Raw genomic sequence first — 16,013 nt, forward strand, 5'->3', positions numbered from 1 at the left:
CACCGGGGGGCCCGCGGGGCATAAATTGCGGGGGGGGGGGGGGGGCCGGGCCTTGGGGGACACTTGTGGGGGGGGGGGGGGGTGTGGGGGGGGGGGGGCGGGGGCCCGGCCCCCCACCCCGTGTGCTTTTGTGCTCCCCTTCGTGAGGTTTGCTGGCGAGAACCTGTGCGAAAACTTATGCGAATGTACTCAGACCTCGTCCCCCGGCCGCACGTCGAGGACGATTTCGTAGACCATGGGGCGCGCGACCACGTGCAGTCCCGGTTCGTCGAGCATGCGCTGCACGAATGCCTGCCACTCGGGATTCTTGCGCGCCCGCGCGAGATCCGCTCCGGTCGCCCATTCGGCGACGTTGACGAACCTCAGTTCCGCGCCGTCGTCCAGGGCGCGGTGCATCCGGGCGCGGACGAAGCCGGGCTGTCCCGCCATGGCGCGCGCGTTGTTGCGCCACATGCTGAGGAACAGCTCCGACTCCTCGGCCGGGACGGTGAAGGCGTTGATCATCGTCACCTCCTGGTCGATGAGGGCGTCGGTCATGCGGACCGTCGCCCCGGTTTTCCTGGTGATCGCGGTCTCTCCCAGCTCGACCTGCTCTGCCATGACGTCCTCCTGTCGTCCGGTGCCCGGCCCGCGCGGTGCGGTCCGGGGCGTTGCTGTGGGGCCGGCGGTGCCCTCACCGGCGTTCGGCGGTCACCTGCCACACGGGGATGCGTACCCGGTCGTGTCCGTCGGTCTCCAGGTCCGCGAACACCTCGGCGCCGAGTTCCTCCTCGGGCACCATCACGCGCACGTTGGCGCGCAGTCCCGCACGGGTCACCGAGGTGTCGAAGTGCGTGAGGTGGAGGCTGACGATGTCCCACGCGCCGGTGAGGTTTTCCCGCAGTTCCCTTTCACCCACCCGGACCGGAAAACTCTCCGCGAGGCGGTCGGAGAAAGAGAAGATGTGCAGCAGGGAACCCGGTTTCGTGGCCTGGGCTACAGCGGCCACATAAGCGGGCCGTGTTTTCGTCGGCAGACAATGGTAGAGCGCGCTGTCGAGAACGGTGTCGAACCGTCCGTGATAGGCACTGAGATCCAGTGCGTCGGCGACATCGAAATCGACGGAGACGCCTTTCTCCGCGGCCCTGATACGAGCCTGCCCGATGGCCCACGCGGAGGCGTCGAGACCCGTCACCCGGTATCCGAGTCCGGCCAAGTGAAGGGCGTTGTCCCCCAGACCGCATCCGATGTCGAGCACCTCACCGTGGAACCCGCCCGCCTTTTCCAGCGCGACGACGGACGGCTGGGCGGCGCCGATGTCCCACGGCAGGGAGACACCGGATTTTGACTGGTCCTGATAGACGCTGTCGAAATCGACTTCCTTGTCCTGGTCGGCTGTGTCGCTCATGTTCCTCCTCGGGTGGCGTGACGGCGCCGCGCTCACTGCCGTCGGGATGTCAGTTTCCGACTGTGATGACCGAGCGAATGGTCCGCGGATCTGCGAGAGACCCGACCATGCAGTGCGCGAGATCGGCCCGGGAGATACGCACCCCGCCGCGCAGCCCCTGTCCCGACGCCTGCCGGTAGGTCCCGGTGAGCGGACCGTCGGTGAGCATCGGGGGCCGCACCAGGGTCCAGTCGAGGTCGCTGTCGCGCACCCGCCGTTCCATCTCCCGCATGTCCGCCCAGGGATGTCTCAGGACGCGACGCAGCACGGGCTTCACCAACAGCCGGGTCAGCGGCCCGTCCTGGCCGTCGTCGATCATGCCGCTGTTGCTCACCACGAGGAGCCGGCGCACCCCACCGGCCCGCATCGCGGTGATGATGGCCGACGCGGCGTCGCTCTGCACGCGGGTCGGCACGCGTCGGCCGCGCGAACCGATCACCGACACCACCGCGTCCTGGCCCGCGACCACGGGGACGAGGGCGTCCGGGTCCATGACGTCGGCCCGCTCCACCACCACCGGCTCGCCGGTGAACTCCGCCCGGGAGGCGGCCCTGATCACCGCCGTGACCTGGTGCCCGGCGTCGGCGGCCTGCCGCACCACCTGCCGTCCGGTCCCGCCGCTCGCTCCGAAGACCACGATCTTCACCCTCTGCCTCCGCTGTGCTCAGCCGAGCAGCGTGCCGCCGCTCGCGTCGATGAACGCCCCGGTGACCCACCGTGCGTCGGGAGAGGCGAGGAAGGCCACCACGTCGGCGACGTCCCTGCCCTCGCCGACCCGTTTGAAGGCGGAGAGCTGTGCCATCTGCCGTACCGCTTCAGGATTCTCGAAGACCGCACTGCCGTTGTCGACGATGCCGGGGGCCACGCTGTTGACGGTGATGGACCGGTCGGCCAGGTGGCGGGCGAAGTGCAGCGAGATCTGTTCGACGGCGGCCTTGGTCATCGCATAGGCGACCTGGTCGGGGTGGGCGAACCGGGTGAGGCCGGAGGAGATGTTGATGACGCGGCCGCCGTCACGCAGGGTCCGCAGACCGCGCTGCACGATGAAGAACGGCGCCTTGGCGTTCACCTCGTACAACTCGTCGAACTGCTGCGCGGTCACCTCCTCCGGCGGCGTCCCGAGCGACGTCACCCCGGCGTTGTTGACGATGACGTCGAGGGCGGCCTCGCCGGTGCGTTCCTTCGCGTTCTCCTCCAGGGCCTGGAACAACTGGTGCACGGCGCCCGGGGTGCCGAGCCGTGCGCGGATCGTGAACGCGCTGCCCCCGTCGGCCTCGATCAGCGCGACCGTCTCCGCGGCCGCCGCGTCGTTCTGCGCGTAGTGGACGGCGACCAGGGCGCCGTCACGGCCGAGGCGGGTCGCGATGGCCCGGCCGATGCCCCGGCTGGCCCCCGTGACGAGCGCGACCTTCCCTGCGAGCTTCTCCATGCTGCGGCTTCCTTCCGAGAGGGGGAGTGGGGGGGTGGGCCAACGGCGGTGCGGTGGCCCGGAGTTCACCGTTCGAGGGGCGCCGGTCTCGGGCGTCGCAGTCCGCTGAGCGCGGTTATGAGGCCGACGGCGGCGGCTGCCAGGACCAGCAGGGACACCGGCCACCGGTGCGGATACCGCGAGGCCAGCAGCGCGGTGAGCGGGAGCATCAGGACGCCGCCCGCCTGCACGGCCGTCTGGTAGAGGGCCACCGCCCAGGGCCGCTCGGCCGCCCCCAGCCCCGCCGTCACCTGCATGTTCAGCGGCGCGAAGGACAGCACGAACCCCGCCTCCACCAGCAGCAGGGCCGGCAGCCACGCCGTCCCGTACGGGCCCGAACCGGCGAGCAGCGCCCGCAGGACACACCCCGTCACGACGGCCACGGCACCGGCGACGATCAGCCGCGCCGTACCGAACCGCTGGACCAGACCGCCCACGAACGGCATCGACAGCACCAGCGGCAACGACGCCGGGAGCAACGCCACCGCACTCGGCCAGGGCGACCAGCCCCGACCGCTCAGATCGAAGGCGGCCAGCAGCAACACGCCGATGTACGTCCCGTTCAGCGAGGCCGCCCCCAGCATGGAACGGCGCAGCGCCCCGGCCCGCAGCAGGGCACGGGTCGTCGTGGTCCGGGGCGGGGCGGCGGACCCGGTCGGCAGCACGTGCCGGGCGATCAGCAGCAGCGCGAGCGCCACGGGCGCCGGGAAGACCAGCGTCCACCGCCAGCCCGCCTCGACCAGCGCACCGGACAGCAGCAGACCGGCCGTGAAGCCGACGGCACCGAACAGCGCGTAGACGGAGACCGCCCGCCGCAGCCGGGGCCCGTCGGGGAACGTGGTGGTGATGATGGCCAGCCCGGTCGGCGCCGTCAGCGCGGCACAGCCGCCCTTCACCACCCGGATCGCGATCAGCAACCGGATGTCACCGGTCAGCCCGCCCACCACCGACACCGGCGCGAACACCGCCAGCGCGCCCAGATACACCCGGCGCCGGTCCCAGCGCGCCACCAGCCGGGGCCCCAGCACCAGGAACCCCGCGAAACCGGCGGCGAAACCGCTCATGAGCCACTGCGCGGTGACCATCGACACGCGCAGCGCGGCGCCGATGGACGGCAGCGCGACCAGCATGATCGACACCTCGACGGAGTCGAGCAGCATGTTCCCCGACAGCGTCCACAGCAGTGCCCCCGACCCACGCGACACGTCCGCTGCCCGGGTCGCCCTCACCGCAGCGCCCCCCGCTCCCGCGCCCGGGAACCGGCGACCCGGAGCACCCCCGTGAACGCGTGCGCCTCGTCGCAGGCGAGCAGCGCCACGGCCGCCGCGACCTGCCCGTCCGTCTCCTCGTCCGGCTCGGTGAGAACGGCGTTGACGGTGACCCCCAGCGGTGCGAGCGACGCGGCGCAGCGCCGGACACGCCCCGGCATGCCGTCGCCGTCCGATCCCGACACCGCGACGACCAGACCACCCCGGCGCATCAGGAGCGCGGCCCGCCGCACCACGGGCAACGGCACACCCCGTGCGGTCGGCGGGAAAGTGGCCACCAGGACGTCCAACTCGGCGCTCCCGGTGCGCAGTTCGAGCAGGTCCGCCAGGTCGTCGAGGAACCGGTCCACCGTGCCCTCGTCCGTCAGATCGGCGCGGAGTACGACGGCCCGGCCACCCCGGCCCTCGATCGAGGAGAGCAGCGCGTCGGCGGCCCCGCCGTCCTTGCCGCAGTGCGCGGCGACCAACGCGCCCTGCGCCGCGAGGAGTTCGGCGATCGCACGGCCGGGGCCACGGTCGGCGTGGGTGACGAGCACGCTCCGGCCCGCCAGCCGTCCGGCGCCCGCCGGGGCGGACCCGGCCGGGGTCCCGAACCACCGCCGCAGCGCCGTCTCCAGCGGCTCAACTCCCCCGTGCAACCAGGCCACATGACCGTCCGGGCGCACCAGCAGCGCCCCCGGCAGCCCGGGAACGGCGGTGCCCTCGACGATGTCGACCCGGCCCGACCAGGCGGCGGCCGTCCGCCGCAGCGCGGCCCGTTCCGCCTCGCCGAGCCCCGCCAGCAGGAGCAGGCCCCGGCCCTCACGCAGTGCCGTCGCCGACCGCGCGGGCAGGGCCGTCGGCGGCAGGCGGCTGCCGAGCAGGGCGGGCGAGCCGTCGTCCGGGCCGTAGCGGATGTCCAGGCCGCTGACCATCTGGGCGAGATGGCGGCGGGCGTCGGGGTGGGTGAGGAGGTCCCCGAGCACCGTGCGCACCGGGTCCACCTCCGCGCGGCCGAGCAGCAGTTCGGCCTGCGCGGCGATGTTGTGCACCACCCGCCTGCCCACGGCGTGCCGCTCCTCGTGATAGCTGTCCAGCAGGGTCGCCGGGGTCCGCCCGGCCACGGTCGAGGCGAGTTTCCAGCCGAGGTTGGCGGCGTCCTGGAGGCCCAGGTTCAACGCCTGCCCGCCGATGGGCAGGTGCTGGTGGGCCGCGTCCCCGGCCAGCAGCACCCGGCCCGCGCGGTACCGGTCGGCCAGGAAGGACGCGTCGCGGAAGGAGTTGACCCACACCGGGACGGCGTCCGCGATGTCCTCGCCGGTGACGCGCAGCCACGCCGCCGCGAACGCGGGGAACCGGACGGCGCCGGCCGACGGGGTGGCGCCGAACTCGTGCAGCATGATCCGGGTGCTGCCGTCGGGCCGTCTGGCCGCCACCGCGAGCCCCCGCTCCAGGCGCTGGAACCTGCGGTCGGGGACCTCGACGCCGGTGACGTCCGCGCGCAGCAGCTCACGGGTGGCCGGGGTGCCGGTGCGGGTGATCCCGGCCAGCCGCCGCACGGTGCTCTGCTCGCCGTCGCAGCCCACGACGTACTCGGCCCGCACCCGCAGCGGCCCCCCGGGGCCCGACGCCTCGACCTCCACCTGACCGGCCGTCACCGCCAGCCGGACCACCTCGTGCCCCCGGCGCAGGTCGGCGCCCAGCGCCAGGGCCCGTTCCTCCAGCAGCCGCGCGGTCCGCGCCTGCGGCAACGTCCACAGCCCGGCGTACGGGCTCGCCACCGTGAAGTCGAGGGGGAGGCCCCCGAAGTGCCCGGTGAGCGTGTGCGGAAGCGGCCCCGCGGGCTCCAACAGGCCCCGGTCGTGCAGGAGTTCCATGGTGCGGGCGTGCAGGGTGGAGGCCCGGGACTCGGTCGTCGGGCGCGGCAGTGTCTCCAGGACCACCGTCCGCGCGCCGCCCTGTCGCAGTTCCCCGGCGAGCAGCAGACCGACGGGCCCCGCGCCCACCACGACGACCTGGGTCCGCACGACGCGCGCGGCGGTCATCTCAGCCGTTCCCTTCGGCGTGGGCCTTGGCGTGCCGCAGGGTGACCAGGCTGTTGGTGCTCAGGGCGCCCTGGATGTGCCGCTTGGCCGCCGCCACGTCCCCGTCGGGCCCGAGCACCTCGGTGACACGGTCCGGGTTGACGACGACGGTGTGCCGGGAGGTGGCGAGCACGCCGTCGTCGTCCTCCCGGAAGGTCCAGCGCCCGATGTGCAGGTTCATCAGCGCGGGCAGGACGACCTGCTTGTACGCGATGACCCGGGACGGCCGGCAGACCCGGAAGGAGCGGGTGGTGTGGACGTGTCCGTCCGGCGCCATGGTCTCCATCCGTAACGACTGGAGACCCGAAGTCGCCTCCTCCAGCTCGACCGTGGACACGTGCGGGAGGCGTTCGGCCCACCGTCCGGCGTCGTTGATGAAGTCGTAGACGGCGACGGCCGGGGCCTTGATCCGCACGCTGTCCTCGAAGGAGAACATCAGGTCCGCCGGGTCGGTGACCGCCTCCACGGTGCTTTTGAGGGCGGCGAGTTCGAGGTGCGAGTTGCGGTCCACGGCCTGGGCGATCCAGGCAGCGGCGCCCGCGTCGTCGTCGACCGCCCGGTAGTGGTGCAGCAGCCGAATCCGCGACGAGCCCGGGGTGAGCGGTTCGACGATCCAGGAGCCGCCCATCGCCGCGACCGGCGGGGTGGAGATCTCCTGCTCGAAGTCGACCCGGAGGGCCTCGGGGCGCAGGGTGCGCCGGGAGGTCCAGGTCTTCAGGGCGTCGTTGGCGGTGGCCCAGAGCTGGATGCGCTCGCTGGTCCCGGAGCGCGTCAGGTGCTCGACGTGGACCGTCGGCGGGAACACGGTGGGCCACGTCTCCACCGCGGCGATCATCGCGTAGATCACGTCGGCCGAGGCGGCGACGGCGACCTCGTGGGCCACCTCGGTCATGTCGGTACCGGGCATCCGGCCTCCCCTTTCGCTTGCGTGGTCCGGGTCAGAAGTTGCCGAGCCCGCCGCAGACGTTGAGCGCCTGGGCCGTGATGGAGGCGGCGAGGTCGGAGACGAGATAGCCGACGAGCCCGGCGACCTCCTCGGGCGTCGAGTAACGGCCGAGCGGGATCTTGGCGTTGAACCGCTGGAGCACCTCGGCCTCGGAGACGCCCCACACCGCCGCGTAACCCCGGCGCACGGTCTGCGCCATCGGCGTCTCGACATAGCCGGGGCAGACCGCGTTGACGGTGATGCCGGTGGGGGCGAGTTCGTTGCCGAGCGCCTTGGTGAAGCCGACGACTCCGTGTTTGGAGGCCGAGTAGGGGGCGCCCAGGACGACGCCCTGTTTCCCGGCGGTGGAGGCGATGTTGACGATGCGCCCGTGGTCCTTGGCCCGCATGCCGCCGGTGCTGAGGACTTCCCGGGTGACGCGGAAGACGCTGGTGAGATTGGTGGCGATGACGGCGTCCCAGGTCGCGTCGTCGAGGTCGGCGGTGATCCCGCCGCCGGAGCGTCCGGCGTTGTTCACCAGGACGTCGACGGGCGCGAACCGCTCCACCGCGGCCCGCACGAACGCGGCGACGTCCGCGCCGGAGCACACGTCGAGGGCCAGGCCGTCGACGTCGTGGCCCTCCTGCCCGAGGGACTTCGCGGTGGTCTCCACGTGCTGGGCGGTGCGGGCGCCGATGAACACCCGGTGCCCGCGCTCGGCGAGATGGCGCGCCGTGGCGAGCCCGATCCCGCTGGTGGCTCCGGTGACCAGCGCCACCGGCTTCTCCTGTGCCATGGTTCCTCCGACCTTCTCCGGTTCTCTGTGCCGTCGGTTTCTCTGTGCCGTCGGGTCCTGCCTTTTTCGCGCCCGCGTCCAGGAATGCGGGTGGCGGGTCAGGTGACTTTCTTTCCGCGCAGGCCCGCTTTCACGATCGCCAGCAGGGTCGCCCGGCCCAACTCGCGCATGTCATGGGGGGCTTTGAGATTCGCCCACCACATGAACTTCATCATCGTGAGGGTGGAGGGAAGGAAATAGCGGTGCTGCTCGTCCTTCCAGCCCATGGCCGTGATGACGACATCGCAGTCACGGATCATCCCGAAGATGAGATCGGCCGCCGCGTCCCCGTCCAGCTCCCCGGCCTCGTACTTCCCGCAGATCTCCACCGACCGGTCGAAGAGTTCCTTGAACTCCTTGCTGTCCGGCCACCACAGACCCGTGTACGGGGAATCCTCCAGCTCCTTGAAGTACCGGTCGTCCCCGGTCGCCGCGAACTGCTGCCGGGCGCGGATCAGCCGCATTCCCGCCTGCGTGCTGAAACACCCCCAGAGCCTGAACACCGCGTTCCAGAGCCGGAAATGGGAGAAGGAGATGTAGGACATGTTGACGATCTCGTCGTTGTAGTGCAGGAGACCCTGCTCCAGTTTCTCCACGTACTCGAACCGCCGCGTCGAGAAGTCCCCGTCGCGCAGGGCCGGGAGGATGCGGCTGACCAGCGCGTCGACCACCTCGAAGGTGTTCGACAGACCCCGGGAGTACAGCGGGTCGACGAAACCCGCCGCATGCGACATCAGACACCAGCGGTGTCCCACGGTCCGGCTGGACGAGTACTGGATGCGGTCGGCCGACACCCACTCACGGACCCTGCTGGCCCCCTCGAACTGCCGCTTCACCGCCGGGTACATATCCAGGTAGTGGTGGAACTCCTCGTCCGGGGTGAGATCCCTCGCCCTCGGATAGAGGCGTTCGTCGAAGGTGAGCCCGACACTGCACACCGGGTTCTTGGAGGCCGGATGATTGTCGAACGGAATGATCCAGAACCAGCCGCGCTCGATGAGATGGTGCAGCGTCCCCCCGTGGAAAGGCGCCGGCGGGCGCAGCTCCTTCGGATAACGGCACACGTCGTCGTACGGCTTGATGCCCACGTAATGCGTGAACAGCGACCGCGCGTGATGCTTCTGCCGTGGCGGATCGTCCCGCAGCTGGAACTCCCGGGCCAGCGGCGAACGGAATCCACTGGCGTCGATCAGATACTTGGCCCGGAATGTCTCGCCGTTCTTCCCGGTGACGGTGACATGGTCCTCACCGAAGTCGAGATCCGTGGCCAGCCAGTCCTGGCGGAGCGTCGTCCCGTACCTCGCGGCGACATGGAAGTAGTAGGAGTCGGAGTCCTGCCGGTAGAGATGACTGGCCTCGGTGAGGAGCTTCGGGATGATGAACATGGTGGCTTCGGTGGGGTCGGGCTCCTCGCCCCTGCGCTGCGTCACAAAGCCGAAACTCTGCTTCCTCCCGTGCTTCGGTCCGAGGAATGTCGCGACCCGCTTGTTGTCCAGCAGATGTTCCAGTTCCGGAACGTCGAACCGGGCCGCCAGCACATGCAGCCACTCGACCAACTGCGGATTCATCGACTCGCCCACCGCGAAACGCGGATGATGGCCCGCGTCCACCAAGACGACGTCGGCGCCCTGGCGCGCGAGGATCGCCGCGGTCACGGAACCCGCGAGGCCCGCTCCCAGGATCAGGACGTCGCAGTCACGGACTTCGCGGGCGGTGTTCGGCAGTCGTGGGGAAGTCACGGTGTCTCATTCCTTTCGTGGAACGCGCGGCACGGGTACGCCGGCGGCCTGCTGTCCGGGGGCCGGTGAGGGCCGGGGCCTGCCCTAGTCACCGGAGGGCGCCGACAGCCGGGCGTTGACGAGGTCGATCAGCTCGCGCGGGGTGCGGATGTCGTGGAGCAGGGAGTCGTCGAGGTCCACGGCGAACTCGCGGCCGATGACCGCGCCCGTCTCCAGCAGGGCCAGCGACTCGAACCCGAGGTCGCCGAAGGGCGTGTCGAGCAGGTCCCCGCTCAACCCGCCGTCGTCCCCCGCCCCTTCGCTGAGCACGCGCTTGAGGTCATGGACGGTGAAGGCATCACGCATGTCGGTGCTCCATATCCGAGGAGGCTGAGGTCGGGGGTGAGGTGCGCGGGACTTGAACGCCGTGGGCGGGGTGTGGAGTTGAGGGGCTGGTGAGGCGATGTCCGGTGAGGCGATGGGGAGGTGGATGCGTGGCGGGCCCGTTGCCGAGGGGCGTTCAGGCCCCCGGTGTTCAGAACGTCCGTATGACCAGGGCCGAGTTGAAGCCGCCGTGGCCCCGGGCGATCACCAGCGCCGTGCGCACCGGTGCCGGGCGGGGGGCGTCGACGACCAGGTCCAGGTGGAATTCGGGGGCGGGACGGACGTTGACCGTCGGCGGGATGACACCGTCACGGAGGGACAGCAGCGCGGTCGCCGTGTCGAGGGAGGCCGCACCGGCGTTGAGGCGGCCGGTCATGGTCTTCGGGACGGTGACCGGGACCCCGCCCGGCCCGAAGACCCCCTCGATGACGGCGGCCTCCGCCGCGTCCAGGTCCGGCACCCCGGCCCCGTCGGCGAACACGACGTCCACGTCGGCCGGTTCGACCCCGGCGTCCCGCACCGCCGACTCGACCGCCCGCCGCAGCGACGGCTCACGCCCGCTGCCGGGCCGGGGGTCCATCGTCGCCGCGTACCCCGCGATCTCGCCGTAGATCTGCCGGGCGCCCCGGGCCCGCGCCGCCGCCCCGTCCTCCAGGACCAGCAACGCCCCGCCCTCGCCCGCGACATGGCCCGACGCCTCCCGGTCGAAGGGCAGATACGCCCGGTCCGGATCGGCGCACCGGCTCATCCGCTCCGCCGTGAGCTGCGCCGCCCAGCCCCAGGGGCAGACGGCGCCGTCGACCCCGCCGCACAGCATCAGCGCCGTTCCGCGCCGGATCTGCCGGCGGGCCTGCGCGAGCGCGTCGAGCCCGCCCGACTGCTCCGTGACCACCACTCCGCCGGGCCCGCGCAGCCCGTGCCGGATCGAGATCTGCCCGGTGTTCACCGCGTAGAACCAGGCGAACGACTGATACGTGCTCACATACTGGGGGCCGCGCCGCCACAGGTTCTCCAGCTCCCGCTGCCCGAACTCGAAGCCGCCCGCCGAACTCGCTGTCACCACACCCGCGCCGAACTCGCCGAACCGGTCGGCGTCCACGCCCAGATCGGCCAGCGCCCAGTCCGCCGCCACCAGCGCCAGCTGCGTCATCCGGTCGCTCTGGCGGATCAGCTTCTGCGACAGATGGTCCTCGGCCCGGAACCCGGACACCTCCCCGGCGAGCGTCACCGGATACCGCCCGACGTCGAAGCGCGCGACGGTCCCGATCCCGGACCGGCCCTTCAGACACGCCGTCCAGTACTCCTCGACGCCCTCGCCGTTCGGGGCGATCACCCCGAGCCCGGTGACGACCGCGGCCCCGCTCATGCCCTGCGCCTGTCGGGGGCCGCCAGCACGATCGCGCTCTGGAACCCGCCGAACCCGCTGCCCACGCTCAGCACCACATCCGTCTTCCAGTCCCGGGCCGTCAACGGCACATAGTCCAGGTCGAGTTCGGGGTCCGGGCAGTGCAGGTTGGCGGTCGGCGGCACCGTGTCGTGCTCGATGGCCAGCGCGGAGGCGGCGATCTCGATCGAGCCGATGGCCCCCAACGAGTGCCCGATCATCGACTTGATGGAACTCACCGGAATCCGATGCGCGTGCGCGCCCAGGCCGCGCTTGATGGCCGCCGTCTCGTGCCGGTCGTTCTGCCGCGTCCCCGACCCGTGCGCGTTCACATAGTCGACGTCCGTGGGGTCGAGGCGGGCCTCGTCGAGCGCCGCCGTGATCGCCTCGGCCATCTCCCGGCCGTCCGCGCGCAACCCCGTCATGTGGTAGGCGTTGGAGCGCGTCGCGTGCCCGACGATCTCCGCGTAGACGTGCGCGCCGCGCCGCCTGGCGCTCTCGTACTCCTCAAGGACCAGCCCCGCCGCGCCCTCGCCGAGCACGAAACCGCTGCGTGAACGGTCGAAGGGGCGCGAGGAGTGCTCCGGATCGTCGTTGTAGACGCTCGTCGCCTTGATCGCGTCGAAACAGGCGACCGTGATCGGTGAGATCGGCGCGTCGGTGGCCCCGCTGATCATGATGTCGGCGGCGTTCTCACGGATGAGCCCGGCCGCGTAGCCGACGGCGTCGATCCCCGAGGTGCAGCCGGTGGACACCACCGTGCCGGGCCCCTCCGCACCCACCGCCCACGCCACCTCGGTCGCGAACGAACTCGGCACCATGTACTGGTACAGCTGGGCCGGCGCGTAGTGATGGTCGACCAGGGTGAGCCGCCCGTCGTCGCTCACCACCCGGTACTCGTTCTCCAGGCCGATGGTGGCGCCGACCGCCGTGCCGATCGCCACGCCCATCCGGTGCGGATCGACGTCGCTGAAGACCAGCCCGCTGTCGACGGCCGCCTCCCGCGCGCTGACCACCGCGAACTGCGCGGCCCGGTCCATCCGGCGGACCTCCTGGGCCCCGAGCCCGTGCTCCTCGGGCCGGAAGTCGATCTCGGCGGCGACCCGGGAACGGAACGGCGCCGGATCGAACGCCGACAGGGTGCGGGTCGCGGTGCGCCCGCTGCGCAGCAGGTTCCAGAACTCCTTGGTGCCCCGCCCGCCGGGGGCGAGCACCCCGATCCCGGTGATGACCACCCTGCGACCGGTCATGCCGTGCGCTCCCAGGCGTAGAAGCGGGTGGCCATCGCGTCGGCCGGGGACCGCCAGGTGGCCGGGTCGTAGGCGGTGACGAACGGCTTGAGGTCGTCGCTGATCCGCCGGAACAGCGGGTCGCCCTTGGCGTCCTCGATCCGGTGGCCGCCGTCGTCCGAGGCGAAGTCCTGGACGTGGAAGTAGAGGCCTCGGTAGTGGAAGAGCTGGCGCCGTACCGTGCCCATCCGCGCGGGCATGCCGGTGGCGTCGAAGGCCCCGAAGAGCCGCGCCACGTCCGCGCCGGAGCCGGGCTCCATCCGGGCGACGATCAGGTTGCTGTGCATGGTCTCGCACTCCGTTTCACTTGTTCCGTCCGGCCCGGGGCGGGCCGAACCAACGCTCCAGTGCCCAGGTCAGGCCCTGGTGGGTGCCCGGCGCCGCCCACGCCACATGGCCGTCGGGGCGGACCAGGACCGCGCTGGTCGCCCCGGCCGCCTCACCCGTCGTCGGGCCGACGGCGGTGACGAGGTCCACCCGATGGGTCCAGGCCGCGGCCCGCGCGCCGAGCACCGCGCTGCCGGCCAGGTCGAGCAGCAGGCCACGGCCCGTGCGCAGCAGCGCCGTGGTGCTGGTGGCGCCGTTCGCGGTGGTGGTCTCCCAGTGCGGCAGCCGCCTCCCGAGGAGCGGGTGGCTGCCCGCCGCGAGGTCGTAGCGGATCTCCGATCCGCTGACCATGGCCGCGAGATGACGCTGTACGTCTGGGTAGCGGGTCAGCTCGGCCAGCACGTTCCACAACGGCTGGACGGCGTCGTCGCCGAGGATGAGGTGGCCCTGCGCCCGGGTGTTGAGGAGCACCCGCTCGCCGACCGGGTGCCGTTCGTCGTGGTAGCTGTCGAGGAGCGTGGCCGGGCAGTGGCCCCGGGTCACCGCGGCGAGCTTCCAGCCGAGGTTGAGCGCGTCCTGGACGCCGACGTTCATGCCCTGGCCGCCGGCCGCGAGGTGGATGTGGGCGGCGTCCCCGGCGAGCAGGACGCGGCCCTTGGCGTACCGGGTGACCTGGCGGGCGGCGTCGCCGAACGCGCTCAGCCACACCGGTTCGCCGTGCGAGATGTCCTCGCCGGTGAGCCGTTTCCAGGCCGCCACCACGTCGTCGTAGGTGAGCGGGGCGGCCCGGTCGCCGGGGTGGGTGCCGTGTTCGATGACGACGAGGCGGGTCGTCCCGTCGGGCAGCGGCGCGGCCATCACGGTGCCGCCGGGCAGCCGTTCGCCGGTCATGCGGGGCGCGACGTCGATGCCGCGGACGTCGGCGAGCATCATCTCCCGGGTGGACCCGGTGCCGGGGAACGCGAAGCCGGCCGACCGGCGGACCGTGCTGCGGCCCCCGTCCGTGCCCACCACGTAGGCGGCGCGCAGCCGCCCGGCCCCGGCGGCGTCCCGCACGACGACCTCGACCTCCTCGTCCCCGGCCACGACGTCGGTGACCTCGGTGCCCCGGCGCAGGTCGGCGCCGAGTTCGAGGGCCCGGTCGGTGAGGACCGCCTCGGTCTGCGACTGGGGGACCGTCTTGGCCGCCCGGTGGACCGCGCCCAGGACGCCGAAGTCCAGCGGGATACCGGCGAAGTGCCCGGTGTCCCCGGTCACCATGGGGCCGAAACGGGGGAGCAGGCCGCGTTGGTCGAAGATCTCCATGGTGCGTGAGGTGAAGCCGAGCCCCCGGGACTGCCCCGCCGGTCCCTCGCGCCGCTCCAGCACGATGACATCGGCGCCCGCGAGCTTCAGTTCACCGGCGAGCATCAGCCCGGTGGGTCCGGCGCCCACGACGATGACGGCAGCATCCATCCGAATCAGTCCCTCTCCGAGCCGGCGGTTCGTGTCGAGTCCGGTGCGTGTCCCGTGCGTTGTCCGGTGGTGCGATGCCAACAGCCCTGTAAAAGGCGGCCGTTGGGGGTCTGTCTGCGGGGCGTGGGGTCGGACTCGTGGCGCGGGGACCAGCTGTCCAGGGCGGTGCGCCGCAGGCGTTCCTCGGCGGTGACGTCGACGCCGCTCATCAGCACCCGCAGCGCCGGGGCCGCGACGACCGACGTGAGGAGGGCGACCACGACGATCGTCGTGTAGGTGGCCGACGTGAGGACACCCAGGCGCAGTCCCACCAGGCCGATCGTCACCTCGACGACGCCGCGCGCGTTCAGGCCCGCGCCCACGGCCCAGCTCTCCCGCGCCGACAGCCCGGACAGCCGCCCGCCCAGGAACGCCCCGACGAGCTTCCCGGCCATGGCCACCACGAGCACCGCGAGCGTGGTCAGCGCGATCGTCGGCCGGGCCAGCGTCGCGAGGTCCATCCGCAGCCCCGCCGTGGCCAGGAAGAGCGGGGCCGCCACCCACCGCACGAACGTCCGCAGCGCGGCCAGCCGCCGGGTCGGGGCCGTGGCGCCCCGGCCGGGCGAGCCGATGAGGACCCCGGCGACGAAAGCCCCGAAGATCGGCTCCAGGCCGAGGAGTTGGGAGACGGCCGCGCCGCAGAGGACGACGACGACCGCCGTCGCCACGGTGGGGCCGTCGTCCTCGCCCCGCCCGGCCAGCCGGAACGCCGACCGCACCAGAGGCCGCCCGATCAGCAGCGCGGCGAGCACGAAGGCGACCAGCAGCGCGGCGGTGACGGCGACCTCACCGGCGTGCACCCGGCCGGCCGCCATGGCCGACACCACCGAGAGCAGGAACCAGCCCACCGCGTCGTCGAACATCGCGGCGACCAGGATCAGTTGACCCACGTCGCGATGGTCCAGCTTCATGTCGCTGAGGGTCTTGGCGATGACGGGCAGCGCGCTGACACACATCGCGACCCCCAGGAACACCGCGAACGTCGCCCGCCCCGCGCCGGTCAGGATCTGCCCCGGCAGCAGATACCCGAGGCCGATCCCGGCACCCAGCGGAACCAGCAGCCCGGCCAGGCTCACCCGCACCGCCGTGGCACCCCGCCTGCGGATCAGCCCGGTGTCCAGCTGCGTCCCGGTCAGCCCGACCAGCAGCAACACCCCGACCTGCGCCAGCGCGTCCAGCATGTGCACCTGCTGCTCGGCGTGCGGGAACAGCCACTGCCAGCCCCGCGCGCTGAGATGCCCGAACACCGACGGGCCGAGCAGCACGCCGGCCGCCAACTCGCCGACGACAGCGGGCAGTCGCAGCCTGGTGGCCAGGGCGCCGAGCAGCAGGGCGAGCGCGAGCAGGCTGGACACCTGGAGCAGGAAGACCAGCAGATGGTGCACGGGCACCTGGGGCAGGGGGGTGAAGGTCGGTGGACTGCTCATCACTC

Annotated in this window: 15 protein-coding genes; all 15 read right to left on the reverse strand. The window is 72.0% G+C overall.

The annotated features are described in order from the left end of the window. Positions 1-189: 189 nt before the first annotated feature. Complete coding sequence (locus ACIQOU_RS12810) at positions 190-600, reverse strand: antibiotic biosynthesis monooxygenase family protein (protein ID WP_401536523.1); 411 nt, start codon at positions 598-600, stop codon at positions 190-192. Between the two features lie 73 nt (positions 601-673). Beyond that, the gene (locus ACIQOU_RS12815) at positions 674-1,387 is read right to left on the reverse strand and encodes a class I SAM-dependent methyltransferase (RefSeq protein ID WP_401536524.1); all 714 of its coding nucleotides are present in this window, start codon (positions 1,385-1,387) and stop codon (positions 674-676) included. Positions 1,388-1,436: 49 nt separating this feature from the next. Further along, positions 1,437-2,072, reverse strand: a complete 636-nt coding sequence (locus tag ACIQOU_RS12820; RefSeq protein ID WP_401536525.1) for an NAD(P)-dependent oxidoreductase — start codon at positions 2,070-2,072, stop codon at positions 1,437-1,439. An 18-nt stretch (positions 2,073-2,090) separates the two neighbouring features. Continuing rightward, positions 2,091-2,855, reverse strand: coding sequence for an SDR family oxidoreductase (locus ACIQOU_RS12825; RefSeq protein WP_401536527.1), 765 nt, complete (start codon positions 2,853-2,855; stop codon positions 2,091-2,093). Positions 2,856-2,920: 65 nt separating this feature from the next. Then, positions 2,921-4,054 carry an MFS transporter gene (locus tag ACIQOU_RS12830; protein ID WP_401536529.1) on the reverse strand — a complete coding sequence of 378 codons (1,134 nt, stop codon included), beginning with the start codon at positions 4,052-4,054 and terminating at the stop codon, positions 2,921-2,923. 65 nt (positions 4,055-4,119) lie between these two features. Further along, on the reverse strand, positions 4,120-6,186 hold the full coding sequence (locus ACIQOU_RS12835) for an SDR family NAD(P)-dependent oxidoreductase (RefSeq protein ID WP_401536531.1): 2,067 nt from the start codon (positions 6,184-6,186) through the stop codon (positions 4,120-4,122). Position 6,187: 1 nt separating this feature from the next. After that, entirely contained in the window at positions 6,188-7,132 is a 945-nt protein-coding gene (locus ACIQOU_RS12840) for an aromatase/cyclase (RefSeq protein WP_401536532.1), read from the reverse strand. A 31-nt stretch (positions 7,133-7,163) separates the two neighbouring features. Continuing rightward, a complete protein-coding gene (fabG, locus tag ACIQOU_RS12845; RefSeq protein WP_401536533.1) occupies positions 7,164-7,946 on the reverse strand; it encodes a 3-oxoacyl-ACP reductase FabG in 783 nt (260 codons plus the stop codon). Between the two features lie 98 nt (positions 7,947-8,044). Further along, on the reverse strand, positions 8,045-9,724 hold the full coding sequence (locus tag ACIQOU_RS12850; RefSeq protein ID WP_401536534.1) for an NAD(P)/FAD-dependent oxidoreductase: 1,680 nt from the start codon (positions 9,722-9,724) through the stop codon (positions 8,045-8,047). 84 nt (positions 9,725-9,808) lie between these two features. After that, a complete protein-coding gene (locus ACIQOU_RS12855) occupies positions 9,809-10,069 on the reverse strand; it encodes an acyl carrier protein (protein ID WP_401536536.1) in 261 nt (86 codons plus the stop codon). A 169-nt stretch (positions 10,070-10,238) separates the two neighbouring features. Further along, on the reverse strand, positions 10,239-11,453 hold the full coding sequence (locus ACIQOU_RS12860) for a ketosynthase chain-length factor (protein WP_401536537.1): 1,215 nt from the start codon (positions 11,451-11,453) through the stop codon (positions 10,239-10,241). Then, positions 11,450-12,721, reverse strand: coding sequence for a beta-ketoacyl-[acyl-carrier-protein] synthase family protein (locus ACIQOU_RS12865; protein ID WP_401536538.1), 1,272 nt, complete (start codon positions 12,719-12,721; stop codon positions 11,450-11,452). Before ACIQOU_RS12865 ends, ACIQOU_RS12860 begins: the two co-directional genes overlap by 4 nt. Then, the gene (locus tag ACIQOU_RS12870; RefSeq protein ID WP_401536540.1) at positions 12,718-13,047 is read right to left on the reverse strand and encodes a TcmI family type II polyketide cyclase; all 330 of its coding nucleotides are present in this window, start codon (positions 13,045-13,047) and stop codon (positions 12,718-12,720) included. The genes ACIQOU_RS12865 and ACIQOU_RS12870 overlap by 4 nt, the downstream gene beginning before the upstream one ends. A gap of 16 nt (positions 13,048-13,063) precedes the next feature. After that, entirely contained in the window at positions 13,064-14,542 is a 1,479-nt protein-coding gene (locus tag ACIQOU_RS12875) for an FAD-dependent monooxygenase (protein ID WP_401536541.1), read from the reverse strand. Between the two features lie 5 nt (positions 14,543-14,547). After that, positions 14,548-16,008: a cation:proton antiporter gene (locus tag ACIQOU_RS12880; protein ID WP_401536543.1), complete on the reverse strand. Its 1,461-nt coding sequence runs from the start codon at positions 16,006-16,008 to the stop codon at positions 14,548-14,550. Positions 16,009-16,013: the final 5 nt, after the last annotated feature.

Source organism: Streptomyces sp. NPDC091279 (assembly GCF_044757465.1).
Taxonomy (GTDB): Bacteria; Actinomycetota; Actinomycetes; order Streptomycetales; family Streptomycetaceae; genus Streptomyces.